Origin of the sequence: Lacipirellula limnantheis, assembly GCF_007746075.1 — a bacterium.
In the GTDB taxonomy this organism is placed as follows: Bacteria; Planctomycetota; Planctomycetia; order Pirellulales; family Lacipirellulaceae; genus Lacipirellula; species Lacipirellula limnantheis.
Map to the genome: position 1 here is coordinate 6527448 of NZ_CP036339.1, position 25918 is coordinate 6553365.

Below are 25918 nucleotides of genomic sequence, written 5' to 3' on the forward strand. Positions count from 1 at the left end.
GGGGCGTCATTTCGTCGAGGGGCGGCCCCTAGTATACTGGCTCGCTCGGTTGGTCTTTAGTCCTTGTCTCCGCGGCGTAGCCCACCATGCCCGATACGTTCGATCCCTATCGTGAAGCACTTGTGATGGAAACTGAGACTGTCTGGCCGGAGGAATACCTCGCGTGGCCGGCGGTTGATCGCGCGGCGTTCGCCCAGCGGCTTCATGCCACCGCAGCCGACGCGGCCCATCTGGAATACGTTCGCAGTCATACTGGTTTCGTGCGGAAGATCTACGTCACGCCGTGGGATATTGAGCGAATCTCATCGTAGATCTGGCAAGGCGTTGAAGCTCCGCGAGACATCCCTGAGGGTTCGCTGTGGCCGGAAAGACTGAAACTGTTCGCGTCGCGCTGGCCGAGCGAAGTTACGACATCGAGATTGGCAGCGGTACGCTTGCCGGCATGCCCGAATTCTTGCGAGCGCGGACAAAATCGGACCACGCGATTCTTGTCACCGACTCGAACGTTGACGATCTTTATGCCGACGCGGCGGGGGATCAACTCGTCGGCGAGGGGTGGGAGGTCGACCTCTTTGCGATCGAGGCCGGCGAACCGAGCAAGTCGGTCGACGCGGCGGACGAGTTGTGGAACGCGATGCTCAACGAAGGCGCCGATCGCGAATCGATTGTCGTGGCGATCGGCGGCGGCGTCGTGGGCGATCTGGCCGGGTTCGTGGCGGCGACGTTTGCGCGGGGGCTCGAGTTCTTCCAAGCGCCGACGACGCTGTTGGCTCAAGTCGATAGTTCCGTCGGCGGGAAGGTCGGCGTCAACCTGCCCGGCGCCAAAAACATGATTGGCGCCTTCTGGCAGCCGCGCGGCGTGTTGTGCGACGTCGCCGCGCTTGAGTCGCTGCCCGATCGCGAATATCGGGCCGGATTGGCCGAAGTTGTGAAGTACGGCGTCATCCTTGACGCCGAATTCTTCGCGTATCTGGAAGCCAACGTCGAACCGATCAACGCTCGCCATGCGGACGTCCTCACGCGGATCGTCGAGCGGTCGTGCCGGCTGAAGGCCAACGTCGTCGAACAGGACGAACGCGAGACTACCGGCCTGCGGGCCGCGCTTAATTACGGCCACACCTTTGGTCATGCCTTCGAGGCCATCGGCGAGTACGAGGAACTACTCCATGGCGAAGCAGTGGCCGCCGGGATGCGGTGCGCCATGCAGTTGGCCGTGCGCTTGGGTCGAGTCGCGGAAGCGGATTTCGAACGTCAGGAGTCGCTGCTGGAGGCCTTGGGGCTGCTCGTCGATCCGCTGGAGGCCGACGGCGACGAGGTGTTGCGGCTCATGTATCGCGATAAAAAGGTCGCTGCGGGGAAGCTGCGCTTCGTTCTGCCGGACCGAATCGGGCACGTCGAACTCGTGGCCGACGTGCCCGAGGCGGACGTTCTGGCAGCCCTCGCCGTCTAAAGCCCAGCAAGATTTGCAACTCAGCAAGTCGTCGATTAAATTCGACCGGCTGAGTTTCTTTCCTGAGTGAGCAACTCGCGGAGCGGCGTTGCGATCGGGCGAATGATTCGCCGCCCGCGTTGGGATCCGCGCTGCATGACTACCGTCGCCCAGGCGCCGACGTTCGACGATGCCGCTCGCGCCGAGATTCTGCTGGCGCTTACGCCCGACGTCGGTCCGATCTTGCGCACCAGGCTGCTCGAACGATTCGCGTCGGCCGAGGCGATCTTCGCGGCGTCGGAGGCGTCGCTGCAGGAAGTGCAAGGGATCGGGCCCAAGATCTCGCGGCGGATTATTGGGGCCCGCCACGAGGTGCAACTCGACGCGCAACTGGCGATCGCTCGCGAACATGGGCTAACGATCCTCCTGCCGCAGTGGCCTGGGTATCCGCGATCGCTGCGTGAGATTCCCGATCCGCCCGGCGTGCTGTTCGTCCGCGGCGCGATCGAACTGGCCGACCAAATGGCGGTGGCGATCGTCGGCACGCGGCGGGCGACGCATTATGGCAAGAAGCAGGCGGAGCGACTTGCCGCGGGGCTGGCTCGCGCCGGGATCACGGTCGTCAGCGGCATGGCTCGCGGGATCGACGGCGTCGCCCACCGCGCGGCGATGGCAGCCGGCGGGCGGACGATCGCGGTGCTCGCCAGCGGCGTCCTCAATCCCTTCCCGCCGGAGCATGTGAAGCTGGCCGAGGAGATCGAACAACAAGGCGCAGTGCTGAGCGAAGCGGCGCCGACGATGCCGCCGCTCGCCGGGATGTTCCCGCAGCGGAACCGCATCATCAGCGGGCTGACGATGGGGACAATTGTTGTCGAAGCAGCCGACCGCAGCGGCGCGCTGATCACCGCGCGGCATGCGATGAAGCAAGGCCGCGAGGTGTTCGCCGTACCGGGACCGGTCGACAGTCCCGGCTCGTCGGGGCCTCATCGTCTGCTGCGCGACGGCGCGAAGCTGGTCACCTGCGTCGACGACGTGCTCGAAGAGCTTGGCCCGCTGGCGGAAGCGGCGCCAGACCAGCGCGGCGGCAACATTCGCATTGCCGCAGAAGTGCTGCTCAATGAGATCGAGCATGCCGTTCTGCAGGCCATTGAGCCGACAGGCTCGATGCTCGATGACGTTGCGGCAAACTGCGCGATGCCGATCCATCGGGTGCTCGCCACGGTAAGCGTACTGGAGTCGCGGCGGCTGGTGCGGAAGGTGGCGGGAAATCGGGTCGCGAGAATATAGGCTCTGTCATTGTCTTCTGATCGGAGCGAAGAATCTGGAAGTCCGTCGCGCGCTCGCAGTTCCTTCGATCCACTCCAGATGGCATCCGTCGGGTCCCTTGGCACTGTCTTACTTTTGATCACTGGCGCCTCTTAAAATGAGACTTTCGACCTGCCGGTTTTGCATGGCATTGCAGTTTTTGGCAGTTAGGAAATCCCTCGGGAACCCGCGAACCAACCCCCGGGGGTATGACGTAAAGCCATACTGAGGGCCATCTTGCCACCGCTTCGTGGACGGACGCATGCGTCCGTTTCTCTACCCGCGGCATGCCACTTGCATTAAACCTCCTCCGTACTTGTCGGGGGAGCCAGCAAGCTCATCCACGCGTGCCAGCCGAACGAATCAATCGTGACGCTTGGGCTGCTTAGGCGGCCAATTTCCGCGACCCATGGAAATGCAGATGTTAGAATGCGAGGGTCGGCGGAATTTAATTCAGGACGGCTGGGAGGAGGGACTTCTCCCAGTAACACCGTCGAACTCTCAGACATGAGGAGTTCGTAGGATGAAAAAGTTGAACAAGGAAGAATTGAACCGCACCAATGCCACGTTGTCGGCCCAGGGTCTGAGCGACCCGCCGGCCGTCAGCGACGAACAATTGCTGCAATCCTACCGCGAAGCTAGCGATCCGACGGTCTTTGCCGAGTTGGTCTCTCGCTACCAGCGGGAATTGTATAATTACCTTCGTCGGTTCCTGGGTGACGCCACGCTGGCAGAAGATGTGTTCCAGGCGACGTTCTTCCAGGTCCACCAAAAACGCGACTCGTTTGAACAGGGTCGGAAGTTCCGTCCTTGGCTCTATACGATCGCCACCAACCAAGCGATCGACGCGCAGCGGCGAAATCGTCGTCATCGTCGATTAAGCTTGAATCAACCGCACCAAGCCGGCAGTGAGTCCGTAGGAACATTGATCGATTTGGTCGCGGCTGACGGGGGCGACCCTGTCATCGCCGTCGAGAGCAGTGAAGAGGGCGCGTGGGTGCGAGGCGAGGTCGAGGCCTTGCCGGAGCCTCTTCGCAACGCGGTAAACTTGGTTTACTTCGGGGGTATGAAATACCGTGACGCAGCCAAGGTCATGTCGGTGCCGGTCGGAACGGTCAAAAGCCGTTTGCATGCCGCCATCCAGCGCCTCGGCCAGTCGTGGCGTGATGTGCAGCCAGCCAACCGTTCGTAAGGACGCATCATGTGCGGTCAGCGGACGCATTGCGGCTGGAGTTGAGTTGAGTCATTACCACAGGCCTGTCGCAACGTGCGGCAGGCCTGTTTTATTTGATTCGCAAGCGATGATCGGCCGCGGATGGGAACTACCGCGATGACTGACGATCTTCTCGCTTATCTCCTGGACGACTTGTCTCCCGAACGACGGGCGGAAGTCGACGCGAAGCTCGCCACCGACGTGGTTTGGCGTTGGGAGCTGGAGCGCTTGCGCGAATGCCTGGCGGCGAGCGGCGCCCTCGACCAGTGCGCGACGCCTCCCGCAACGGCGGAGCCTGACGCCCTGGAAGCGTCGCACCCTGACCTGGAGCCGCCGATCGACCTGGTGCAGAAAACGTGCTGCTTCGTCGAAGACTCGGCGAGCGGGAAGTTCAAGATCGAGAAGAAGCGTTGCCAACAGCAGCGAGTGATGTCGGCAGCGGACTGCGAAGGGGGCAGCCGAGGGTGGAGCCTGGCCGACGTGACGGTCGGCGCGGGCATACTGCTGATCTTGGCGGCGCTGATCTTGCCGGCCGTGCAGCATTCGCGCGACGCGGCGCGAAGCAACGCCTGCGGCGCGAAACTGAAAGCGATGCACGTTGCGCTCGAAAACTGTGCGATGAACCGCGGCGGCCTGCCGGAACTCTCGTCAAGCGATCCGACGGCGATGCTCATTGCCCAGCTCGTCGCGGCTGGGTTCATGAGCCAAGCGGACGCCGCCGAGGTGGTGACGTGCCCCAATTCGCCACAGGCGCAGCGTCTGAACGATCTGAAGTTTAGGATTCGCGTGCCGGCTCCTCAGGAGCTGCGCGCGGCAACCGGTCAGGAACTGCTGCAACTGATCGCGGACATCAATCTCTCGTACGCCTTCCGTCTGGGATATCGGGACGCCAACGGCGACTATCGGCAAGTGCAGATGAGAGACTTGGATACGCCGATGATGGCCGACGCCCCGGCGGCAACGGCGACCGGCCTGCAACCGGTCAATCATGGCTGCCGGCAAAACATCCTGATGAAGTCGGGGAGCGTGCGGACGCTCGACGCAACCGTGCTGCCGGCGAATGACGCCGATTTTCAAAGCCTCTTTTGGAATAATGAGGGCGAGCAAGCCGCGGGCAGCAATGAGGACGACGTCGTGCTCGCAACGCCGTATGTCAGCGGCGACGGTCCGCTGAACGTCTCCTCCCCAAAGGTGGGACGGTGGCAATGCCAAGAGCTGTTCTTCATTGAACGTCGGCCGCAAGCAACGACGAAGTAGCTGAAGGTCGCAACAGCGACGCTACTTGCGACTTACCCAGGTGCGTTCGCGCTGGGCGACAACCTGCCGGATATGATCGAGATCGTCGTTGGGCGTCGCGCTGATCAGCTTCCGCGTATACTCTTCGCGGGGGTCGCGGTAAATCGCCTCCGATGGGCCGAACTCGATGATCTTGCCGGCGTTCATCACCGCCATCATGTCGGCCATGAACTTCACGACGCTCAGGTCGTGGCTGATGAAGATGTAGGTGAGGCCGCGCGTTTCTTGCAGCCGTTTGAGCAGGTTGAGGACCTGAGCCTGCACGGAGACGTCGAGCGCGGAGACCGATTCATCACAAATAAGGAACTCGGGCTCGACGGCGATCGCCCGAGCGATGCAAATGCGTTGACGCTGACCGCCGGAGAACTCGTGCGGATAGCGCCGCAGATGGACCGTCTGCAGGCCGACCTCTTCGAGCAGTGCTGCGGCGCGGTCGCGACGGTCCTGGCGACCGGCGCCGATGCCCTGAATGACCATGGGCTCGGTGACGGCCGCCTCGACCGTCATCCGCGGATTCAGCGAGCCGTAGGGATCTTGAAAGATGATCTGCATGCGTCGCCGCATCTGACGCAGGTCGGCCGAACCGAGCGACGCGACGTCGACGCCGTCGAGCCAGACGCGGCCGCCGGTTGGTTCGACGAGCCGCAGAGTGGCCCGCCCCGCGGTGGTCTTGCCGCAGCCCGATTCGCCGACGAGGCCGAGGGTCTGGCCGCGGTAGACCTTGAAGCTGATGCCGTCGACGGCGCGAATATGGTCGACGGTGCGAGCGAGGAGGCCGCGGCGGACTGGGAAGTGGACTTCGAGGTTCTCGACGGAGAGGAGGGGCTTTGTTCCTTCGGGGATGTACTGCACGTCTTTTGTAGCCCCCGGCTCCGCCGGGGGGTTGCGTTGCGTTGGGTCCACGGTTGACGGCATGGTGGCCGACCCCCGGGCGGAGCCCGGGGCTATGGGGGCCACGGCGTGACCCATCGCGGCGAGTTCGCTTAGCGGGTGGAGCAAGCGACCGCGGCCGTGGGTCTTCAGCTCGTTGAGCCGCATCGCGTCGAGCTGCTTCTCGGTGATTTCGAGTCGGCCCTCGACGACGCGCACCGTCATGAAATCGTCGACGGTCGGCAACAGACGGTAGGGCGTATCGAGCCGCGGGCGGCAAGCGAGGAGGCCCTTCGTGTAAGGATGTTTGGGATTCGCGAAGATCTCGAGTACCGGGCCGTATTCAACTTCTTCGCCGCGGTACATCACCAGCACGTCATCGGCGATCTCGGCGATGACGCCGAGGTCGTGGGTGATGAAGAGGATCGCCATGCCGCGTTCGTCGCGGAGCTTGCGGAGGATGTCGAGGATTTGCGCCTGGATGGTGACGTCGAGCGCAGTGGTCGGCTCATCGGCGATGAGGAGCTTAGGGTTGCAGGAGAGGGCCATCGCGATCATCACGCGTTGCTTCTGCCCGCCCGACATCTGGTGAGGATAGGAGTCGACCCGCTGCTCGGGGTTGGGGATGCCGACTTCCTTGAAGAGCTCGATCGTTCGCTGGCGAGCTTCGGCCTTGGTGACCTTCTGATGGAGCAGGATCGCTTCCATCACCTGATCGCCGACCGTGAAGACGGGATTGAGCGACGTCATCGGCTCCTGAAAGATCATGCTGATCTCTTTGCCGCGGATGGAGCGCATTTCGGGCTCAGGCAGTCGGACGAGATCGCGACGCAAGAGCGCGATGCGGCCTGACTCGATCTGCGCTGAGGAAGCGAGCAGGCGCATGATCGAGAGCGACGTGACGCTCTTGCCGGAACCGCTCTCGCCGACAATGCCAAGCGTGCGGCCGGGTTCGATGCGGAAGGACACGCCGTCGACGGCGCGGACGACGCCTTCTTCGGTGTGGAAGTAGGTTTTGAGGTCGTTGACGTCGATGACTGCGGTAGACATGGCGGCACGCAACTAAAAATGCTTCGCCACAAAGGCACGAAGAAAGCGCGAAGAAGAAACGCTGTAGTGCTTCTTGATCGTACTCTCTTTTTCTTGGTGATTTCCTTCGTGTCTTTGTGTCTTGGCGGTTGTTCTTGGAATACTAGTGGGCGTCCTGGCGGAGGCGGGGGTCTGTGGCTTCTTGAAGGCCTTCGCCGATGAGGTTGTAGGCCAGGACGGTGAGGAAGATGGCGGCGCCGGGGAAGACGATGAGCCACCAAGTTTCTTCGATTGAGCGTCGGCCGGCCGACAAGAGCGTGCCCCAGCTGGGGTTCGGGGGCGAAGCGCCGAAGCCGAGGAAGCTAAGCCCGCTTTCGATGAGGATCGCGTCCGCGATGCCGAACGTGATCGGCACCAGGACCGGCGCCAGAGCGTTGCGGAGGATGTGGATAAACATCACGCGACTGGCGCCGGCGCCCATCGCTCGAGCGGCAGAGACGAATTCGAGCTGCTTCAGCTTCATGAACTCGGCGCGGGTGAGCCGGGCGATGCCAGTCCAGCCAGTGCAGCCGACGATCACCATAAGGTGGACGTTCGAGACCTTATCGAGCATCGCGACGAGCGCGAGAATCAGGACGAGCGACGGAATGCACATCACGACTTCGATCACGCGACTAATCAACACGTCAATCCAGCCGCCGAAGTAGCCGGCGAGGGCGCCGAGCGTGATGCCGATCGCAGCGGCGATGCCCATCGAAACGAAGCCGACGCTCACGGCCGTTTGCGCGCCGTGAACCATCGAGGCAAAGACGTCGAAGCCCTGGGGGTTCGTGCCGAACCAGTTGTAACGGCTGGGGACGCCCTCTTTGCCGAAGGGGTTTTCGGGCTGGTCCGGCCACTCGCCTGCGCGGACGCGGCGATAAGGGTCTTGGTAGACGAGGGGGAAGATGGCCCAACTATCAGGGTCTTTCTCTGCGAGCGTGCCGGCATAGCGCCCGCGGAAGCGGTCTTTCGCAAAGATTGGGTTCTCCCACGCGCGGTTGTAATAGCCTAGCGCCGGAAAGTAGATGTGACCTTTGTATTTGCAGATGATCGGCTTGGTACCCGCAATGAACGGCGCCGCAGCGGCGATCGCCATGAGCGCCACGACGAAGGCCAGTGCCACTAGCGCCAATCTGCGCCGGCAAAAGCGGCGCCATGACTCGCGCCAGAAGCCGGCCGACGGGGCGGACTCCGCAAGGGCGATCTCAACTTCTGGAGGCGTGGTCAGCATGGGGGCTTATCAGTTATATGTCACGCGCGGATCGACCACGGCGTACAAGATATCGGCCAGCAATTGTCCGGCGAGCGTGAGCATGCTGAACATGAGCGTGAGGCCCATGATGACGTTGTAGTCGCGCTGACCGATCGACTCGAAGTAGAGCCGTCCCATTCCTGGCCAGGAGAAAATCTGCTCCAGAATCACGGCGCCGCTGAATAGGCCCGGCAACGACAGACCGACCAACGTGACGAATGGAATGAGGGTGTTGCGAAATGCGTGCTTCCAGATGATCGTCCGCGGCGCGACGCCTTTGGCCCGGGCGGTACGGATGTAATCTTGCCGCAGGACTTCCTGCATATTGGCGCGGATAAACCGGGAATAGAACGCAAGGCTGCCGTAGGTGAAGCAGATGACCGGCAGGGTGGCGTGCTTGAGCAGGTCCCACGCTTTCCCGGAGGTTGAAAGGGTGGCGTAGTCGTCCGAAGTCATCCCATAGAGCGGCAGCCAATCAAGCTTCACATAAAACAGCAATTGCAGATACAGCGCGGCGACGAACGCTGGCAGCGAGTAGAGCATGTAAAGCAGCGTGCTGACCGACCGCTCGGAGACCGAATCGGCACGCGCGCTCGACCAGAGGCCGATGGGCACCGAAAGCAGATAGGCCAGAACCAATGACGTGGACGACAGCAACAGCGTGGCGGGCATACGCTCGAGGATCAGCGTGCCGACTGGTTTGTTGTTGCGTGAGTAGGAGACGCCGAAGTCGCCCCGCACGACGTTGCTCATCCAGTAGAAGTACGCCTGGTACCATGGCTTGTCGAGACCATACAGGCGATTGAGCTTCTCGACCGCCTCGGGGCTCATCATCTTGCTCGGATTCATTTGCGCCATGTCGCTGGTGAATGGCGTGCCGGGAATGTTCCGCACCAAGCCATAAACCAGGAACGTGATCAGCAGGAGCGTAATCACGCCGATGCCAAGCCGACGGATGAGATAGCTGGTCATGGCATTGTCGCGGCGTGAGCTAGAGCTGATGCAATCGCGGTGTTCGTCATGCTGAGCGACGCGAAGGATCTAGCGAATCAAATGGGCTTCGAGATTCTTCGCTGCGCTCAGAATGACGAAGTTAGAAACTACGGAGTCGCAGCGGGGACGAAGAGGCTGGAGAACCCGGGGCTGTACTTGAATGGGCCCAGGGCGCCGAAGTTGTACCCGCGGAGAGTCTTGTTGAAGCCGAAGAACGCATTGCGATAGAAGAGCCACGTGACCGGCTGATCTTCCCAGAGTTGTAGGTGAATCTGGCCGTAAATCTCGGCGCGCTTTGCGGGATCGAGCTCGCGGACGCCTTGTTCGAAGAGCTTGTCGACCTTGGGGTTTGAGTATTGGCCATAGTTGCGCTGGGCGCCCGTGCCGTAGATATTTGACTGCATGGAGGGATCCGTGCCAGCGCCCCACCCGCCGAGCGAGGCATCGAACTCGTGCTTGATCAGCTTGTCCTGCATGACGACAAATTCAGTCGGTTTGACGTTGGCGATGACGCCGATCTGCTCCAGACATTCCTTCATCAAGGTCGCCGTCTGAATGCCGGTTTCTGTTTGGGAAGTCATCAGTTGAAACTCAAACGGCACGATCTGGCCATTGATTTCCTTATCGCGGATGCCGTCGCCGTCGCTGTCGGTCCAGCCGGCTTCTGCGAGAAGGTCCTCCGCTTTGTCCAAGTCTTGCTTGATTAGCGCCGGGGGATTCTTGGGGAACATCCAGGACGTTGGGTGGAAGGTTCCTTGCCCTTGCTGGTAAAGACCTCGCGTGATCGTATTAATCAACTCGTCGTAGTCCATCGCGTAGGTCATCGCCCAGCGGACGCGCGAGTCGCCGAAAAACGGGCTCGGAGACTTGCCATCGGCAGTCCGCTGATTCCATTCGATATGGAACTCGGTCCATTCGGGGGCAGTCACCTTGGTGTTCTTGGCGTAAAAATCGGCGCCGTTCGTTTGGTCGGCCCACTGCTCGGCCCGGAGTTCCATCTGCTGAATGTCGCCCGACTTTAGCGCCAGAAGCGCCGTGTTGAGATCTTCGATCGTCTTCACGCGGACTTCGGCGAAGTTCGGTTTATCGCGAACCTGCTTGCCGTCGTGCATGTAGTAGCTCTCGCGACGGCGGACGACGAATTCTTCTCCCCGCTTGCGGCTGACGTACTCGTATGGGCCCGCGGTAACGGGTTTGGCTTCCTGCTCGGTATGGTAGGCGCTGCGCTTGAGCGAAGGGTCTTCCTTGACCGAGTTCTCGTAAATGTGCTTCGGCAGGATCGGGAAATTGATGTTGGTGATGTTCGTCGCGAGCGCCTCTTTGTGGAAAATGACGACGGTGTGGTCGTCATACGCCTTCACCGCCTTGATCTGATCCGTGCCGCTGCCGCGAACCGCGGGGATTACCAGCAGCGCGTGATCGGACATGATCAACTTGAACGTGAACTCGACGTCGTACGCCGTGAACGGCTTGCCGTCGGACCATGTGATGTCGTCGCGCAAAACGAATCGGTCAATGAGACCGTCGTCGGAAGTTTGCCACGAAACGACGACGTCCTTCGGGGCGAAGTTCTTGAGTTGACGGTCGAAGCTCATGATTGCCAACCCCGTGAGGTCGGCGAACTCGCCGTCGGTAACGCTGCTGGAAAAGAGCGGGTTGGTGCTGTTAAGGTCGCCGCCGGCGTGGCGAATCATCTTGGCGTCGAAATTCACCCCCTCGCCGCCTTCAGGCTGCAGCACGCCGAGTGCGGCGAGGATCTTTGCGTTATTCTCGGGCGAATCGTTGCGAAGCTTTAAGGCCTCCTCAGCGGTGAGCGCGGGGGCGGGTTGGCTCGACTTCTCGTCGCGCAACAGCGCCATGCCGTCGGCAATGCGGCCGTCGTTCCATTTCAGTTTGTCGAGTTCTTCGAGGGACGGCGGATCAAACTTTTCGAGGGCGTTGCCGAGCTCAAACGGGGCCTTGGGGTCAAGAGTCGGCGCGGCGCCCTGTGGGGCGTTCTCAGGCTCTTGCTGCGCAGACGGGTTGTTGGCCTGCGACGTCTCTGTCGAGGAGCGGTTGGCAGCAGCGCTTTCGCTTGACGGGGAGGCCTCCGCGGCTGCCGGCTTTTCGGCTGCCGATTTCGCCGATTCCGACGAGCATCCAGAAATCAGCCACAGCAGCGAGCAGGCAGGGACAAGAAGCAGAAGGGACCGGAGCGGGCTCGATGCTGGCATGTCGTTGAACCTTACCCCCGGGCAACACCGCGGGGCTGAGGAGGATGGACAACTTAGGATAGGCGGCAATCTGGGCAAAATCGCCCGGCGCTCGCGTGGATCGTAGCCCAATTCTTCGGCGCGGGTCAATGAGAGTCGAGGGGCGACCGCAGCGACCCGTGCGGCAACGGTTCCGTTCCGCCAAATGGGCCGGCAACTGCAGCGGACATTTCCATTGCCTGTAACGGGCATCGACTGCTATTCTCCCCGCCCCTCGCGCCGCCGATCGCTTGCCGGCGCTGCCGGTTGAAAAGGATTTCTCCGATGCTGCATACGCTCCGTTCGCTGCTGGCAATCGCCACGCTGCTGCTTGCTTCGACCGCCGTCGCCCCCATCGCTCGCGCCGCCGACGGGGAGGCGGAGTGGATCTGGTCGCCAGCGCAAAAGCGAAACGACATTCCGGTGGGCAGCTGCTTCTTCCGCAAGTCGTTCGAGGTGGCAAACGCCGAAGCGGCGGAGGTGCACCTCACGGCCGACAACGAGTTCGAGCTGTTCGTCAACGGCAAGCCGGTCGCCAAGGGAACGGACTGGCGGCAGCTGCAGGTTCACGACATTACCGATCTGTTGCTGCCTGGCCGCAACACGGTGGCCGTTCGCGTTGACAACAAGGACGCCGGTTCGGCGGGCCTAGCAGCGCGGGTGATCGTCAAGCAAGTCGGCGGCACGTTCGAAGGATTCTCGACCGACGACACGTGGAAGACAAGCGTCCGCGAGTTCGCTAACTGGACCGTCCCGCAGTTCAACGACAACGATTGGGTGGCCGCGGCCAGCTACGGCGAAATGGGCGACGCGCTGCCGTGGGGCAATGAGATCGTCATCGAGGGCGTGGGCGCCCGGTTCATCGTCGACAAGGAGTTCGAAGTCGAGCGAATCATGCGCGACGACGAAGTCGGCTCGTTGATCGCAATGACGTTCGACTCCCGCGGCAACATCTTCGCCTCGCAAGAGGGCGGCCACCTGATGCTGCTGACCGACGCGGACGGCAACGGCATCCACGACAAGGCGACCACGTTCTGCGACAAAGTGAAGAACTCACAAGGACTGCTGGCGATCGGGCTGCGCCTGTTCGTCGTCGGCGACGGGCCCGAAGGAATGGGGCTGTACCGCTTGCGCGACGTCGACCGCAACGGCGAGGCGGACGAAATCGTGAAGCTGCTGAGCTTCAAAGGGTCTAAGGGCGAACATGGCGCCCACGGCTTACGGTTGGGGCCTGACGGATTGATTTACGTCATTGTCGGCAACTTCACCCGCGCCGACGGCACGCCGACTTCACGCAGTCCTTATCGACTATGGTACGAAGGCGATCTCATCCTGCCGAAGTACGAGGACCCGGGGGGGCACGCCGTCGGCATTCCCTCGCCGGGCGGCACGATCTTCCGTACCGATGCCAATGGCAGCTTTGTCGAGTACATTGCCGGCGGTCTGCGCAACGCTTATGACTTCGCGTTTGATCTGGACGGCGAATTGTTCACCTACGACGCCGACATGGAGTGGGACCGCGGCGCGCCGTGGTATCGGCCGACGCGCGTGAACCACGTTCCCGCCGGCGCCGAATTGGGCTGGCGGAGCGGCTGGTCAAAGTGGCCGGAGTATTACTTGGACAGTTTGCCGTCGGCCGTCGACGTCGGACCCGGGTCGCCGACCGGCGTGGAGTTTTATGATCACTACGCCTACCCGGCAAAATACCAGGGGGCGATGTTCGGCTGCGATTGGGCGACCGGCAAGATTCATGCGATCACGTTCCAGCGCGACGGCGCCAGCTATGTCGGCAAGGACGAAGTGTTCCTCGAAGGTCGCCCGCTCAACGCCACGGATTGTGCGGTGGGCCCTGACGGTTCCCTGTACTTCTGCACCGGGGGCCGCGGTACGGACGGCGGCGTCTATCGCGTTCGGTGCAACGTGCCGGTGGGCCCGGAAATGTCCGACATGGGTGAAGGAATTGAGCGTGCCCTGCGACAGCCGCAGATCGACGCCGACTGGGCGCGGGCCAAGGCGGCCGGCGTGCGACAGGCGCTGGGCGACAAATGGGAAAGCGAGCTCCATGCGGTCGCGTTGAACCCTGATCGCATCATCCGCGAACGAGCCCGTGCGATTGATTTGCTCGTCTACTTCGGCCCACGGCCGAGCGACCAATTGCTCGTGAAGTTGTCGACCGACGTCGAGCCGGCCATTCGCGCGAAGGCGGCGCGGCTCATGTACATCAGCGACGACGCCGGCGTGCGGGCGGCGCTCACCAAGTGTCTACAGGACAGCGATCCGCTGGTCCGCCGCTGCGCGTGCGAGTCGCTTATGCGCCGCGGCGCGCTCCCGGCGGCAGCGGACGTCCTGCCGCTGCTCGGCGACGACGACCGCTTCACCGCGTTCGCAGCGCGCCGAGTGATCGAGCAACTGCCGGTCGAATCGTGGAGCGGCAACGTCCTGAAGGAGACGAAGCCGCAGCCGTTCTGCGTCGGCGCCCTGGCGCTGGTCAATGTCGAACGGAAGCCCGCGACCTCGCAGGCGGTAATCGAACGCTGCCTTGCCATGTTGCAAGGCGGCCCAACCGAACTCGAACGAGTCAACCTGCTGCGCGTCATCGAAGTGGCGATGTTCCACGGCAAGCTCGATGCGAAAAGCACGCCTAAGCTCGCTACGCCGCTCTTGGCGATGTATCCCACCGACGAACCAGCGGCGAATCGGGAACTGGTGCGGCTGCTGACATTCCTACAAGTTGACGGCGCCGCCGCGAAGTTCGCGACGGAACTGGCGAAGGCGGACGTGCCGATGGAAGAAAAGCTGCACGTCGCCGCCTACGCGGCGCGTCTGAACGCCGGCTGGTCGACGGCGTCGAAACTGGAACTGCTGAAATTCTACGAGCAGGCCCGCACCGTCAAAGGAGGCTACAGCGTCGACAAGTATGTGGAGAATTTCACACGAGATTACCTGAAGAATCTGACCATAGCGGAGCGGCAACACCTGATTTCCGGCGGCGACAAGTGGCCGGCGTCAGCCCTATCGACGCTCGCCAGTTTGCCCGAGAATCCCGGCCCTCAAGTGCTGGAAGCGGTCCGCGAGCTGGACGGGCGCATTGCACCGAAGTGCGCCGAGAGCGATCTTTACCGACGGCTGCGAGTCGGCGTCATCGCCGTGCTAGGCGCCAACGACGAGCCGGCGTCCCAAGAATACTTGCGCTCAATCTATCGCGACGAACCCGAATACCGCGGCCCGGTGGCGATGAGCCTCACGCAACATCCGGGAGGCGAAAACTGGAAGCTGCTGGTCGAATCGCTCAAAACAGTTGAGGGACCGATGGCGCAAGAGGTGCTTAGCGCACTGACGCGGGTGAATCAGCGCCCGGCCGACGCGGCAACTTTCCGCGACGTGATCTTGCTGGGACTAAAGCTGGGCGACAACGGCGGAGCCGACGCGATGAAGCTCCTCACGCATTGGACGGGCCAAAACGGAACCGACATGGCGGGATGGCAGCGCTGGTATGCCGTGAAGTTCCCGCAGGCCCCGCCCGCGGAGCTGCCGAGCGACGCCGGTCGCGACAAGTGGAGCTACGAGGAACTGCTGACGTTCCTCAACAGCGATCAGGGGAAGCAGGGCGACGCCGAGCGGGGCGCGCGGGTCTTCACGCAAGCGCAGTGCGCATCGTGTCATCGCATTGGGACGAACGGCGAAACAATGGGTCCCGACCTCACCGCGGTCGCGCGGCGGTTTCAGCGCAAGGAGATCCTTGAGTCGATCGTTTATCCGTCGCACGCGATCAGCGACCAGTATGCGGCCAAGGTCGTGACGGCCGGCGGCAAGAGCTACGCGGGGTTAGTCTCGCAGCAGGCTAGCGGCGACGTCACGGTCCTGCAGACGAATGGCCAGAAAGTCGTACTCTCGCGGAACCTAATCGACGACATCCAGCCAAGCGACGTTTCAGCAATGCCGACGGGGCTGCTTAATCCGCTCACGCTGGAGCAGGTTGCGGATTTGTTCACGTTCCTGGGGGCTCAAGGGAGCAACGACGTTGCGAGCCGCGGGACAACTGCGAAGTAGCCGCGATATGTCGGGCGAAATCATCCTGAGCGAAGTGAAGAATCTGGAAGCTCGCGAGCGCCGCTCGCGCGATGCTTAGGTCGTTCTAACGTCGCTTGTAGCCTCGTGCTCCGCTCGGGGGTCGGTACCAGTCCGGCAGCCGCCTTCGCGCGCACTGCGACACCCGGCGGAATCAGGGGCTAAAATCGCTCCGACGAACTATGGCGCGCTGCTAACTCCATCACGATGCTCAGGATGACTCGCCCGAATCTTGTGCGTGAACTCAGCCGCTCGACATGGCAAAATCAGTGAGATGAACGTCGCTGATCGGTTTCGGAGTCGGCACCCGCTTGAGCCGCAGGAACAACAGTCGGTGGACTCGTACGAGCTTCGGGTCGGCCAGGTCCTCAGGCGTCGCTGAGCGCATGGCGGTGAGTGCTTGATCGCGAAGCCGTCTTTTCCAGTGCTCGAATTCATGGATCGTCTCGTCAGTCGTGCCGGGCGGCAGCACCACGTGGATCGCGAACTTGAGGCTCGCGATTTCGTTGTGCGTCGGCCGAAAGTTGCGGAGGTTGAAAGCGCCCAGATCGAATGACCGCGGCAGCGTCGGATCGTGCGGCGGCAACGCCGGCGCGGCGCCGTGGCCTCCTTCGGCCGGTGCGCCATGCCCGCCCCCGCCGCTGGCGAACGCCGGGCATTGCCAGAATGCGGCGAGCGCCAGCATGAAGAGCATGCGAACTGACAGCCGAGTGCGGTCGTCGAAGCTTTCAAGACTAATGATGTCCACCTGCTGCCTCCTTCTTCGGCGCCGCATCGGCGTGCTCGATGGCGTCTGCATCGAATTCGTTCAATACCAATTGCCGTACGCGATCGGCGCCGAGCATCGGTCGGGCGACCTCGGTGAGCCGCGCCTTCACGGCTGACAGTCGAGGGTCGGCCAATTCGTCGACCGAACTGGTGCGGATGACAGAAATGACGGCGTCGCTCATGGCGCCTCGATGAGACTCCGCCTCGGCGGCGACGGCGGCCTCATGATCGGGATCGGTTTCGGCGGTTAGTTCAAACTGCAGCCGCATCCAGAAGGCCTCGTCGGGGGCGACGTCCGGGGCGGCGTCAGTCGGCTTTTGCGTCGCCGCGATGGGAATGTCGAACTTGCCGAGCGAGACGTACGACGCGGTTTCCAGCGGGACGTCGAACTCGATCTCTTCGAGGTAGTCGACGAGCTTCGGTCCTGCGTGTTTGCCGCAGCCGAGCGACGACAACAGCGTCATGGCGGCGAGCAAAGCGGTTCGAGTGCGGGAGGCGGGCATGATCGTCGCGTGAAGGAGGGAGCTGTCGTTGTTGCCGGCGGCGGCGCGTCGGAACAATCGCTACAACTCCAAGCCTACGCCGTAAACTCACTGCCGGCCGGCGCACTAGACTTGTCCCGTGCGGGCGCTGTTCATCAGGCGAAGCGCCCGGTATCGATTGGAGCGATTGCGCCGAGGTGAGCCGACATGCCAGACGCCGAAAAGCTGAATGCCGCCCGCTGGTCCAGCGTTGTCATGGCGCTGCTGACTTGCGCGCTCGCCGGTTGCTACGACACGGCCGCACTGGTGAAGGCACGGCAAGACTCGCGAGATCTGGCCACGATGGAGGAGGTCGACCTTGGCTCCTACCGCATTACCCTGCCGCACGAGCTAGGCGTGGCGACGGATAGGCTGATTGACTTCCACGTCTTCGGGCACGTCACGCGCGGCGACCGCCAAGCAATCGACGACGCCCTGCGCATGCGCGGCGCCGAACTTAGGGCGAAAATGCTGGTTGAGGTCCGGGCGATGGATCCTCACACGTTTGAGGAAGCCGAGCTTGGCACGCTGCGCAAGTCGATTGCCGAAGTCATCAACGGCACGCTCGGCCGCCAAGTCGTCAAGCACGTGGGCTTTTTCCGCTTCTCGTTCAATACGATGTAGAAGTCGCGCAACGCCGAGCCGCCCTCAACATCGACTAGCGGACGACCTTCACGCTAGGGAGGGCGGCCTTGAGCTCCGCGACCCCCGCGTCAGTGGCCGGGGTCTGCGAAATCTGCAGGGTCTTGAGCTTCTTCAGCCCGTGCAGTTTCTTCAGTCCGGCGTCGCTGACCATCGTGTTGTCGAGATTCAAGAATTCAAGCGCCTTCATCTGGGCGACGTGATCCATCGCTTCGTCATTGGCGCGGGTCGCCCACAAATCGAGGTACGACAGCTTCGGCAGCTTGGCGAGATGCGCGAGGCCGCCATTCTCGACGCCTGTTTCGCTCAGGTCGAGTTTGAACAGCTCTGGCATTCCGGCGAGATACTGCAGCGTCTCATCGGTCACCCACGTGCCGCGCAGGTTCAGCTGCTTCATCTTTGTGAGCCCCTTCAGGTGCTCGGTGCCGTAGTCGGTAATGGTCGTGCGAAGCAGGTTCAGATCGTCGAGCTCCTTGAGGTCGGCCAAATAGACCATGCCGTCGTCGCTGAGCTTGGCGTCTTCGAGGTGCAGACCCTTGATCTTCTTCAGGTTCGCCAGGTCCTTGACGCCGGCGTCGGTGATCGACGGGCTGCGGAACTTGACCGCGGCAAGCGTGCTCATCTGGCCGATCTGTGCGCACGCTTTATCAGCGAGCGTGCAGCCGCGGAGGTCGAGCAGCCGCAACTTCTTCAGCGGCGCCAGAGCGATCACCCCTTCGTCGGTCACTTTCGTGTAGGGGAGCATCAGGTGAGTAAGCTCGGGCATCTCGGCGATCGTCGCCATTCCTTCGTTGGTGAGTTGGGCGGAACGCTGCAAATTCAGTTGCCGAAGCGCCTTGAGCGCCTTGAGCTTTGGCAAACCGGCGTTGGTCACGGCCGTATTCCGGAGCGTCAGGTTCTTGAGCTTCTGCAATCCGGCAAGCGAGTCGAGCGTGGCGTCATTGACGTCGGCGCCCCAGAGGACGAGCGTATCGAGCGAGCCGAGCTTGCCGATTTCAGCGACGTCGGCCGGCAACGTAGGGCGATTTTCGAGGTCGATGGAGATGATCTCGCCGGCGGGATTCTTCTTGACCGTCGCTTGCAGCTCCGCGAGGCGATCCTCAATCCCGGCGGCGAACGCCGGCGCCGCGAGCGCAATCAGGCCAAACAACATTCCCCAACGGCTGGCGGCACGAAACGAAGCAGAAAGTGGGCGGCACGATGCAAAAAGAGTCACGTCGATGATCTCCACGCAGTTGAGCTAGGTTGTCGGCCGCCGCGAGCAATGAGGGGGGATGCATCGACTGGCCACTGGCGAAACACTCAGTCTAGCCTGCCCGATTGTGGGGCGACAACTCGCCCCGCAGAGTCGCCGCAGCTGAGTCAGCTCGACGTCGAATGCACTTCAGGATTCCAGGATTGACCGCCGCTTGCGCCGGCGGGTCCGCTCGGGTTTGCGCAAAGCGCGACGGCGCCTCGTGATTTTGCGTTGAGTGGTTCACTCGTTGGGAGCGAATGTTCATCCCAGCAACTGTTACTCGCATACGGCGCTGCGTATTGGCCGTCGGCTTGGCGTGAGCTCGCCGTTGGAGTGGACGCATTTCGACAATGGCGGAGCCGCCAAAAGCAGGCCCCTTCCCGGCGGCGGCGCGTTGCCAGTCGACGATCCCTCAGCTACAGTCAAGGTTCGCTCCGGCGCCGGCCAACTCTGTGACCGTGGCGCGCACCCCACGGCGCGAACAGCGACCATCGTTTTGTAGCGGCGGCTCCAGCGATCGTTGCGACCGTTTTGGAAACTCCACCGGCCGCACGTCTCGCGTCGAGCGTGCTCCCATCAGGCACACTATCTCTCCAGGGGCATTCAAAAATGCAACCACAGAAACGGCAGTCCTCGCGTCGTGATTTCATGCGGTATTCGGCTGCGGCCGGCGCCGGCTACTGGGTCGCCGGGGGCGTCGCCCTCAAGGCGAGCGCATCGGCCAACGAGCAGCTGCAGATCGCCAGCTGCGGGGTCAACGGCAAAGGAAAAAGCGACGTCGAGAACGCGTCGAAGTTCGGCAAGATTTACGCTCTGTGCGACGCCGACCGAAAGTTCCTCGACCTGTCGGGACGCTTCTACAAGACCGACAACAAGTTCACCGACTACCGTGAGATGATCGACAAGCTGGGCGACAAGATCGACGTCGTTACCTGCAGCACGCCAGACCACACGCACGCGGTGATCCTCGCCAAGGCGATGAAGGCGGGCAAGCATTGCTACGGACAGAAGCCGCTGACGCATTCGATTTGGGAAGCCCGCGAACTGCAGAACATCGCTCGCGAAGCGGGCGTCGTGACGCAGATGGGCAACCAGTACACCGCGTTCGAGCCGATGCGGGAAGCCGCCTATCGTCTGCGTAACGGTCAGGTCGGCACGGTAAAGGAAGTTCACGTCTGGACCAATCGCCCGGTCTGGCCGCAAGGCGAGGCTCGCGGCCCCGAGAAGCCAGTGCCGCAGGAACTTGATTGGGAAGCGTGGATCGGCCCGGCGCCAATGCGTCCGTACGCCGACGGGTATCACACCTTCAAGTGGCGCGGCTGGTGGGACTTTGGCACCGGCGCCCTGGGCGACATGGCTTGCCACACCTGCAACCTGCCGTTCATGGGCCTCAACATGCGCGACCCGACCGCGGTCGCCGCCGAGACCTCGGGGCACGACCACGACAGCTATCCGGCGAAGTCGAAGATCAAGTTCGATTTCCCTGAGCTCGACGGGCGTCCGGCGTTCACGTTCTACTGGTACGACGGGACGAATCTGCCGCCAGCGGAGCTCTACGCCGACTTCGTCAAGCCGGGTAAGGACGGCAAGCCCCGCGAGCTCAGCACGAGCGGCTGCTTGATCGTCGGCGACAAGTGCACGATGTACGCCGCGGGCGACTATGCCAACGACGGCATCGAGCTGAACAACGGCGTCGAGTGGCTCGACGTCGATTATCCGAAGCCGCCGGGAGCTCCGGAGTTGGGACATGTGCAGGAGTTCTACGAAGCGATCCTCGATCCGAAGAACAAGAAGGCCGTGTCGAACTTCGTCGACTATGCCGGCCCGCTGACCGAAACGATCCTGCTCGGCAACCTCGCCGTTTGGAAGGATGGACCGGTGAAGTGGGACGCCAAGACCCTCACGCCCGACGACCCGAGCCTGATGGCAATCGTCAAGCCGACCTACCGCGAAGGTTATTCGCTGTAGTCGTTGGACGATGAATCGAGTGCAACTTCAACCGGCCCGGAGCTCTTGAGCTTCGGGCCGGTTTTTCGTTGGCAGGTAAACTTCTTTACCACGAAGCACAGAATGAAGTTGAATTTGCCTTTTCGTTCCTTTCACCTGAATCGCGGTTAAATTAAGGGCGGAGGATCACCAATGACCGCAATCATGAAATACGACGAACTTGCCAATCTCGCCGACGATCCGCGGGAGATGTTTCAGGAGGTGGCCCACGCGTTGGTCGCCGCCGGGGAGCTGCATCGGCTGTTCGATCTGCGGCTGCTGCAGGAGCGTCACCGACACGGCCTGCCGCTCGATCGCCGGACGCCCATCGACGACGTTGAAGAGCCGCTGCGTTCGCAGGTTGAAGCCGGATACCTCGCCGCCTGTCGCGAGGTGGGCGAACTGCTGCTGGAATCGGGGCGGCTCCGCGAAGCCTGGATGTACCTGCGACCCGCCGGCGACAAATTTTCGATCCGCAAGCGTCTCGCGTCCGCGGTCTTGGACGATCAGCGCGCGGACGAGTTGATCGAGCTCGCGCTATTCGAAGGCATCGATCCGGAACGCGGGTATGCCTGGCTGTTGAGCCGCAACGGCACTTGTAATTCCATCACGACGCTCGACGGCATGAGTCAACAGCTAGACGCAGCCGACGTGCGGGCCTGCGCCGGCGTCCTGCTGCGCCACGTCTATCGCGAACTGCACGGCAATCTCCGCGGACACTACAACAAGCTCAAGGGGTCGCCCCCGCCCAGCGAGTCGTCCGTCGGACAACTGATCGACCAGTACCCTGAGTTGCTCGCCGGCGGCAACTACCACCTCGACGTCTCCCACCTGCAAAGCACCGTGCGATATGCACGGCTGCTTACCGACTCGGCGCTAGTGGAGAAGGCCTATGAGATCTCCGACTACGGTTCGCGGCTGCCGACCGACTTGCAGTATCCGGGCGAGGCGCCGTTCGAAGACTTGTTTGCCGCTCACCGCCGGTGGTTCGGCGCGCTGCTGGGTCGCGACGTCGAAGAGGCCATCCAGTACTTCGAGACGAAGGCTCGCTCCGAGGGGGATGATCCTCGTAGCACCGCAGCCGTGGAGACGTTGCTCATTTTGTTGCTGCGGCTTGAGCGTGCCGATGAAGCTCTCGCCGCTTACCGCGAACTTGTCACCAAGGAGCGGGAGCTTTCCACCCACGCGCCAACGCTGTTGGAACTGGCCCGGGCGAGCGGCAATTGGGAGCGCTACGAGACCATCTGTCGCGAACGGGACGACTTGCTCGGCTACGCCTCAGGCCTGCTCGCGCGCCATGCGTAAAGCATAACGGTCATCGCAATCCGCGACGCCCGTTTGGCTAGGAGCGATTGCTGGCCAACCCACGGCGCGCTACGGGGTTCAACGGCCTTGCACGCTTAACGGCGCCTACGGCGTTCACTTGCCCGATGGCTCTGGATCGTCGACCCGCGGCGTGGGCTGCTGTTCGGCGGGCGGCTCCTCGACCGGCGGTGGCGGCGGGGGACCAAAGTCTTCCGGTCGCCGTCGATCGCCGTCGAACCCGGGCCGCGGACCACGTCCGTCCCAACGGGGATGGGGCTCATCGCCTGGGCCTCCGGGACCGTCGAACCGAGGGGGGCCGTTGAAGCGCTGGTCACCGGGGCCGGGGCCATCATCCCACTTTCGTCCAGGCGGGCCGCCCGGACCACCGGGTTCGCGGCCCGGGCCTCCTGGGCCGCCGGGTCCGAATTTCGGACCGCGGCCGTCGCGCCATTCTCGTCCGCCAGGGCCCTGGCCTCGCTCCCCTCGGCCCCACGCCCAGGCCTTTCCTGTTCCACGGCCCGGCTGAAAGCGGTACATGCGCCGCAGCGCCTTTTCCATTTCATCCGGGGGCAGGCTGAGCAGCTCGGCGCGGGTTTCCGCATCGAGTTCCTCCGCGAAGAACCGTTCGAGGGTCTCTTGCGAAACCTCTCCCTGCAGCGATTCGCTCTGACGCAGCCACGTCATGATGCGGTCAATCTTCTGCGGCGGATCCAGCGACTTAAATTTTTCGTGCGTACGCTCGGGCAGCGCTTCCAGCACCGCCTCTTGAAATTCGCCAGGCCGAGCCATCCCTGCCGCCACTTGCCGCGCCATGGCATTGGGTAGGTTGAGCATGGCGCCGTTGCCGCGGTTCCCCTTGCGCATATCGTCCGATTTCACGACGTCGCGCGCTGCGTCAAATTGCAATTCGGCCAAGGGATCGCGGATTTTTCGAATGAACCGCCGCAGTTCGTCGTCGGTCAGCGTCAGCAGGGCGTCGTCGCGCATGTCGTCGGCCCAGCGCTCGACCGCACGCACGCGCTCGCTAATCGGTTGCATGGTCCGCAGTTCGAATTGGCGGGCCGGCGGCAACCCGCTCAGCCACTCGTTGTAGGCCAACATCGCCGCCTGCAATTCTTCAGCATCGGGCGCGGCGGCAATTTCAGCATGCAAGCGGCGAAGCCGTTGCTGCTCTTCCGCGGGCAGCTGACGAAAGCGATTAAATTTGGATCGCAAACTCGTCAGTTCTTCGTCATTCAACTGGCCGAGCCATTCATCGCGCCCGTCTTCGTGCGAAACGATGCGAAGACGGTCGACGCGCTCGGGAGCGACGTGCGGCTGGCCGCCAAGCTCGTGCAGATCGTCGCCGAGTTCCGCCTGCATCGAGCGCAAAAACTCGGGCGAATCGATCTGCGTGTAGACGTCGACGTTGTCAATCACCGGCAAGTCCGCGAGCAGCGCCCGATCGGGTCCTTGCCACGCCAGGCGGAAGACAAGAAATCCCAGCGCCGCCGCCGCACAAGCCGCCAGTACCGACGAGAGGCGCCGGCGACGCTGCACCACCGGCAGGGCTATCGTCCGCTCGTGGACCTCCGTCGCGGCCGCCTTGACGGCCATTTCCATCGTCGTGCGCGAGAAGCGATCGTCGACGTACTCCTGCGGCAACTGATCGAGCGCCAGCCAGGCCCGTTCGATGCTTTGTAATTGCTGGCGATAGTTTTCGTCCGCCGCCAACCGCTGTTCGACGCGCGCACTCTCCTCGGGAGAAAGTTCGCCGTCGAGATAGGCGACGATCTCTTCGAGACGCTGCAGATGGTCGTCGGAGGATGAGGGCATTTGAAATCTGGTCAGTTGTCCGTCGTCCGTAGTCAGTTGTCGAATTTATGGAGGTCAGAACTCTGCGACAGCAGCAACTGACCACGGACCACTGACAACGGACAGAATCTCATTCAACTTTCGTTCCCTGTTGCAAATACGGCTCCAGCACATCGCGCAAGTTTGCACGAGCGCGGGTCAGCAGCGATTTCACCGCCGAGGGGGTCATTTCCATGACTTCGGCGATTTCTTCGTAGCTAAGGTGTTCGAATTTGTTGAGCATCACCGCCTCGCGTTGGCGTTCGTTGAGCGACGCGACGGCGACGTTAACCGCGTCGCGCAGTTCCAGTCTGTCGAGTTGCCGCGTTGGCATCTGATTGCTCTGGGCGACTGCGGCCGCATCCAGGGCGTTGGCGCCCGTGTCGCTTGCACTGTTACCGGCAAGGTTAACCTCCTTCCGTCGCGAGAGCGTCCGCTGCGCGTTTGCGGCCACGTTGTGAACGATGGTGAAGAGCCATGTCGAAAATTTTGAACCAGGGATGTACCGTTTCCGCGCGCGATAAATGCGCAGAAAGGCGTCTTGGGCTAAATCTTCCGCCATGTCGCGGCGGCCGGTGATGTGGGCCAACAGCGACACGACGCGGTTCTGGTAACGGAGCATCAGCTCTTCGAACGCCTCGGCGTCGTCGTCGCGCACGCGGAGCATCAGGCGCACGTCGGGGTCGTGCGCCGTGTACCGCTCGGCGGTGGAGTCGCTGATGGCCAAGGGCTGACTACCGAGGGGTCGAACCCTACGGTTCGCTGGGATTAGGGATGCGGGCACACGGCAGGCGTCGCGACGCCCCACTCTATGATACCCGCTTGGCAGCGCCGAGTTTCGCCCCCCGCGGGGCAATTCAACTAGCCGGAGGGCCACTCCCGCCGGGCTGCGCGAAAAGTCGCTTGGCGGGTCTCCCGGACCGCGCGGCAGTTCGGCTATTCGGGCGTCGGAGCGGGGCGAGCCCTATCGGCGCCGGCTATAGCAGGCTGTCGAGCAGCAGCCGGATTTTCCGCATCTCCGGACGGTGGTCGTGTCCCGGGAGCGGCGGCATGTCGATCGTCAGGGCACGGTTGTACCCGACCTTTTCCAGCTGCCCCAGCAGCTTGCCGTAGTCGACTTCGCCCTGCCCGACGCGAACGTGGAGGGCGCTCTTGGTCGAGTCGCGGAGGTGCACGTTGTAGACGTACGGAATCACTTTCGAAAAGTCGCGCCCCTGACGCGGCCCGGCGATGTAGTGGCTGGGATCGAGCGTGAGCCCCAGGCCCTTCACGTTGTTGCACAAGACGGCGGCCGTATCAGGGTCCTCGGTCATGCAGCCGATTTCGGTCCGCATGGCCACCAGGCAGCCTTCGAGCGAGGCGATTTTCACGAGCTCGCGCAGCCGTTCGATTTCTTCGTTAAACGGCGTGCCAAGCTCCGCCGCCGGAACGACCAGCGGCACGACTTTCAGCGCCTTGGCGAGCTTGCAGCAGGCGCTGAATTGGCCGTAGTACTCGTCCTTCACGCCTGTCGGCTCGACGGTCAGCGCGGCGATCGTCAGCCGGTGCGTATCGCGGAAGGAGTCGACCGCCTTTTCGGGACTCTTGGCGACTTCGGCCGGGGTGATCCAGGCGCGGGCGTCGTTGCGGATTGGCAGCTCGACGGCGTTGAACTCGAGGTCGACCAGCGTCGGCAGCACCTCATCCTTGGGCAAGTCGGGAAAACAATCCGATGACGCGGCGACAAACACGCTGGCACTCCTCGCGGTAACTTCACAGCCTGACGGCCAATCCTGGCAAGATATGCCGTACTGTAGCGGTTTCGCCTTAAACGAGGCAACACCATGGGGTCGTTTCGGGCGACGCTGGGCGCGGCGGGAATTGTGGTGCGGTATGTCGCCACGCAGCCGCCGCAGTAG

General features: G+C 62.7%; 19 protein-coding genes. 9 read left to right on the forward strand and 10 right to left on the reverse strand.

Annotated features, from left to right (window positions below; genetic code table 11):
- The first annotated feature begins 125 nt into the window (after nt 1-125).
- The 5 genes from I41_RS25595 (at nt 126) to I41_RS25615 (ending at nt 5204) form a co-directional block, all read left to right on the forward strand.
- Nucleotides 126-311, forward strand: coding sequence for a hypothetical protein (locus I41_RS25595; RefSeq protein WP_210421070.1), 186 nt, complete (start codon nt 126-128; stop codon nt 309-311).
- A 47-nt stretch (nt 312-358) separates the two neighbouring features.
- Nucleotides 359-1450: a 3-dehydroquinate synthase gene (gene aroB / locus I41_RS25600; protein WP_145435860.1), complete on the forward strand. Its 1092-nt coding sequence runs from the start codon at nt 359-361 to the stop codon at nt 1448-1450.
- Nucleotides 1451-1585: 135 nt separating this feature from the next.
- Complete coding sequence (gene dprA, locus I41_RS25605) at nt 1586-2716, forward strand: DNA-processing protein DprA (protein WP_145435861.1); 1131 nt, start codon at nt 1586-1588, stop codon at nt 2714-2716.
- Nucleotides 2717-3257: 541 nt separating this feature from the next.
- On the forward strand, nt 3258-3926 hold the full coding sequence (locus tag I41_RS25610) for an RNA polymerase sigma factor (RefSeq protein ID WP_145435862.1): 669 nt from the start codon (nt 3258-3260) through the stop codon (nt 3924-3926).
- A 138-nt stretch (nt 3927-4064) separates the two neighbouring features.
- On the forward strand, nt 4065-5204 hold the full coding sequence (locus I41_RS25615) for a hypothetical protein (protein ID WP_145435863.1): 1140 nt from the start codon (nt 4065-4067) through the stop codon (nt 5202-5204).
- 21 nt (nt 5205-5225) lie between these two features.
- On the opposite strand, the gene I41_RS25620 is transcribed toward I41_RS25615, so the two are convergent.
- The 4 genes from I41_RS25620 to I41_RS25635 form a co-directional block, all read right to left on the reverse strand.
- The gene (locus I41_RS25620; protein ID WP_145435864.1) at nt 5226-7163 is read right to left on the reverse strand and encodes an ABC transporter ATP-binding protein; all 1938 of its coding nucleotides are present in this window, start codon (nt 7161-7163) and stop codon (nt 5226-5228) included.
- A gap of 142 nt (nt 7164-7305) precedes the next feature.
- The gene (locus I41_RS25625; protein ID WP_145435865.1) at nt 7306-8415 is read right to left on the reverse strand and encodes an ABC transporter permease; all 1110 of its coding nucleotides are present in this window, start codon (nt 8413-8415) and stop codon (nt 7306-7308) included.
- Between the two features lie 9 nt (nt 8416-8424).
- Nucleotides 8425-9408 carry an ABC transporter permease gene (locus I41_RS25630; protein ID WP_145435866.1) on the reverse strand — a complete coding sequence of 328 codons (984 nt, stop codon included), beginning with the start codon at nt 9406-9408 and terminating at the stop codon, nt 8425-8427.
- A 128-nt stretch (nt 9409-9536) separates the two neighbouring features.
- Nucleotides 9537-11642: an ABC transporter substrate-binding protein gene (locus I41_RS25635; protein ID WP_246133753.1), complete on the reverse strand. Its 2106-nt coding sequence runs from the start codon at nt 11640-11642 to the stop codon at nt 9537-9539.
- Nucleotides 11643-11945: 303 nt separating this feature from the next.
- Between I41_RS25635 and I41_RS25640 the strand changes: the two genes are divergently transcribed.
- A complete protein-coding gene (locus I41_RS25640) occupies nt 11946-15710 on the forward strand; it encodes a DUF7133 domain-containing protein (RefSeq protein ID WP_145435867.1) in 3765 nt (1254 codons plus the stop codon).
- A gap of 262 nt (nt 15711-15972) precedes the next feature.
- On the opposite strand, the gene I41_RS25645 is transcribed toward I41_RS25640, so the two are convergent.
- Nucleotides 15973-16476, reverse strand: a complete 504-nt coding sequence (locus I41_RS25645) for a flagellar basal body-associated FliL family protein (protein WP_145435868.1) — start codon at nt 16474-16476, stop codon at nt 15973-15975.
- Nucleotides 16463-17056 (reverse strand): hypothetical protein, encoded by a 594-nt coding sequence (locus tag I41_RS25650; protein ID WP_145435869.1) that lies wholly within the window; start codon nt 17054-17056, stop codon nt 16463-16465. The genes I41_RS25645 and I41_RS25650 overlap by 14 nt, the downstream gene beginning before the upstream one ends.
- A 129-nt stretch (nt 17057-17185) precedes the next feature.
- Between I41_RS25650 and I41_RS25655 the strand changes: the two genes are divergently transcribed.
- Nucleotides 17186-17641 (forward strand): hypothetical protein, encoded by a 456-nt coding sequence (locus I41_RS25655; RefSeq protein WP_145435870.1) that lies wholly within the window; start codon nt 17186-17188, stop codon nt 17639-17641.
- Between the two features lie 34 nt (nt 17642-17675).
- Here the strand turns inward: I41_RS25655 and I41_RS25660 are convergent, their stop codons facing one another.
- On the reverse strand, nt 17676-18812 hold the full coding sequence (locus I41_RS25660) for a leucine-rich repeat domain-containing protein (RefSeq protein ID WP_145435871.1): 1137 nt from the start codon (nt 18810-18812) through the stop codon (nt 17676-17678).
- 732 nt (nt 18813-19544) lie between these two features.
- On the opposite strand from I41_RS25660, the gene I41_RS25665 reads away from it, so the two are divergent.
- Both I41_RS25665 and I41_RS25670 read left to right on the forward strand, forming a co-directional pair.
- Nucleotides 19545-20864 (forward strand): Gfo/Idh/MocA family protein, encoded by a 1320-nt coding sequence (locus tag I41_RS25665; protein ID WP_246133754.1) that lies wholly within the window; start codon nt 19545-19547, stop codon nt 20862-20864.
- A gap of 171 nt (nt 20865-21035) precedes the next feature.
- Nucleotides 21036-22187: a hypothetical protein gene (locus tag I41_RS25670; protein WP_145435873.1), complete on the forward strand. Its 1152-nt coding sequence runs from the start codon at nt 21036-21038 to the stop codon at nt 22185-22187.
- A 114-nt stretch (nt 22188-22301) separates the two neighbouring features.
- Here I41_RS25670 and I41_RS27855 read toward each other — a convergent pair whose 3' ends face one another.
- The 3 genes from I41_RS27855 to I41_RS25685 form a co-directional block, all read right to left on the reverse strand.
- On the reverse strand, nt 22302-24002 hold the full coding sequence (locus tag I41_RS27855) for an anti-sigma factor family protein (RefSeq protein WP_210421071.1): 1701 nt from the start codon (nt 24000-24002) through the stop codon (nt 22302-22304).
- Nucleotides 24003-24111: 109 nt separating this feature from the next.
- On the reverse strand, nt 24112-24747 hold the full coding sequence (locus I41_RS25680) for an RNA polymerase sigma factor (protein WP_145435874.1): 636 nt from the start codon (nt 24745-24747) through the stop codon (nt 24112-24114).
- A gap of 250 nt (nt 24748-24997) precedes the next feature.
- Nucleotides 24998-25750: a sugar phosphate isomerase/epimerase family protein gene (locus I41_RS25685; RefSeq protein ID WP_246133755.1), complete on the reverse strand. Its 753-nt coding sequence runs from the start codon at nt 25748-25750 to the stop codon at nt 24998-25000.
- Nucleotides 25751-25918 lie beyond the last annotated feature (168 nt).

Bases quoted from the DNA above. Each gene is read 5' to 3' on its own strand.
- I41_RS25595 (WP_210421070.1), top strand. From the start codon at position 126: ATGGAAACTGAGACTGTCTGGCCGGAGGAATACCTCGCGTGGCCGGCG.
- dprA (WP_145435861.1), top strand. From the start codon at position 1,586: ATGACTACCGTCGCCCAGGCGCCGACGTTCGACGATGCCGCTCGCGCC.
- I41_RS25610 (WP_145435862.1), top strand. From the start codon at position 3,258: ATGAAAAAGTTGAACAAGGAAGAATTGAACCGCACCAATGCCACGTTG.
- I41_RS25615 (WP_145435863.1), top strand. From the start codon at position 4,065: ATGACTGACGATCTTCTCGCTTATCTCCTGGACGACTTGTCTCCCGAA.
- I41_RS25620 (WP_145435864.1), bottom strand. From the start codon at position 7,163: ATGTCTACCGCAGTCATCGACGTCAACGACCTCAAAACCTACTTCCAC.
- I41_RS25625 (WP_145435865.1), bottom strand. From the start codon at position 8,415: ATGCTGACCACGCCTCCAGAAGTTGAGATCGCCCTTGCGGAGTCCGCC.
- I41_RS25630 (WP_145435866.1), bottom strand. From the start codon at position 9,408: ATGACCAGCTATCTCATCCGTCGGCTTGGCATCGGCGTGATTACGCTC.
- I41_RS25635 (WP_246133753.1), bottom strand. From the start codon at position 11,642: ATGCCAGCATCGAGCCCGCTCCGGTCCCTTCTGCTTCTTGTCCCTGCC.
- I41_RS25640 (WP_145435867.1), top strand. From the start codon at position 11,946: ATGCTGCATACGCTCCGTTCGCTGCTGGCAATCGCCACGCTGCTGCTT.
- I41_RS25655 (WP_145435870.1), top strand. From the start codon at position 17,186: ATGCCAGACGCCGAAAAGCTGAATGCCGCCCGCTGGTCCAGCGTTGTC.
- I41_RS25660 (WP_145435871.1), bottom strand. From the start codon at position 18,812: ATGTTGTTTGGCCTGATTGCGCTCGCGGCGCCGGCGTTCGCCGCCGGG.
- I41_RS25665 (WP_246133754.1), top strand. From the start codon at position 19,545: ATGCGGTATTCGGCTGCGGCCGGCGCCGGCTACTGGGTCGCCGGGGGC.
- I41_RS25670 (WP_145435873.1), top strand. From the start codon at position 21,036: ATGACCGCAATCATGAAATACGACGAACTTGCCAATCTCGCCGACGAT.
- I41_RS27855 (WP_210421071.1), bottom strand. From the start codon at position 24,002: ATGCCCTCATCCTCCGACGACCATCTGCAGCGTCTCGAAGAGATCGTC.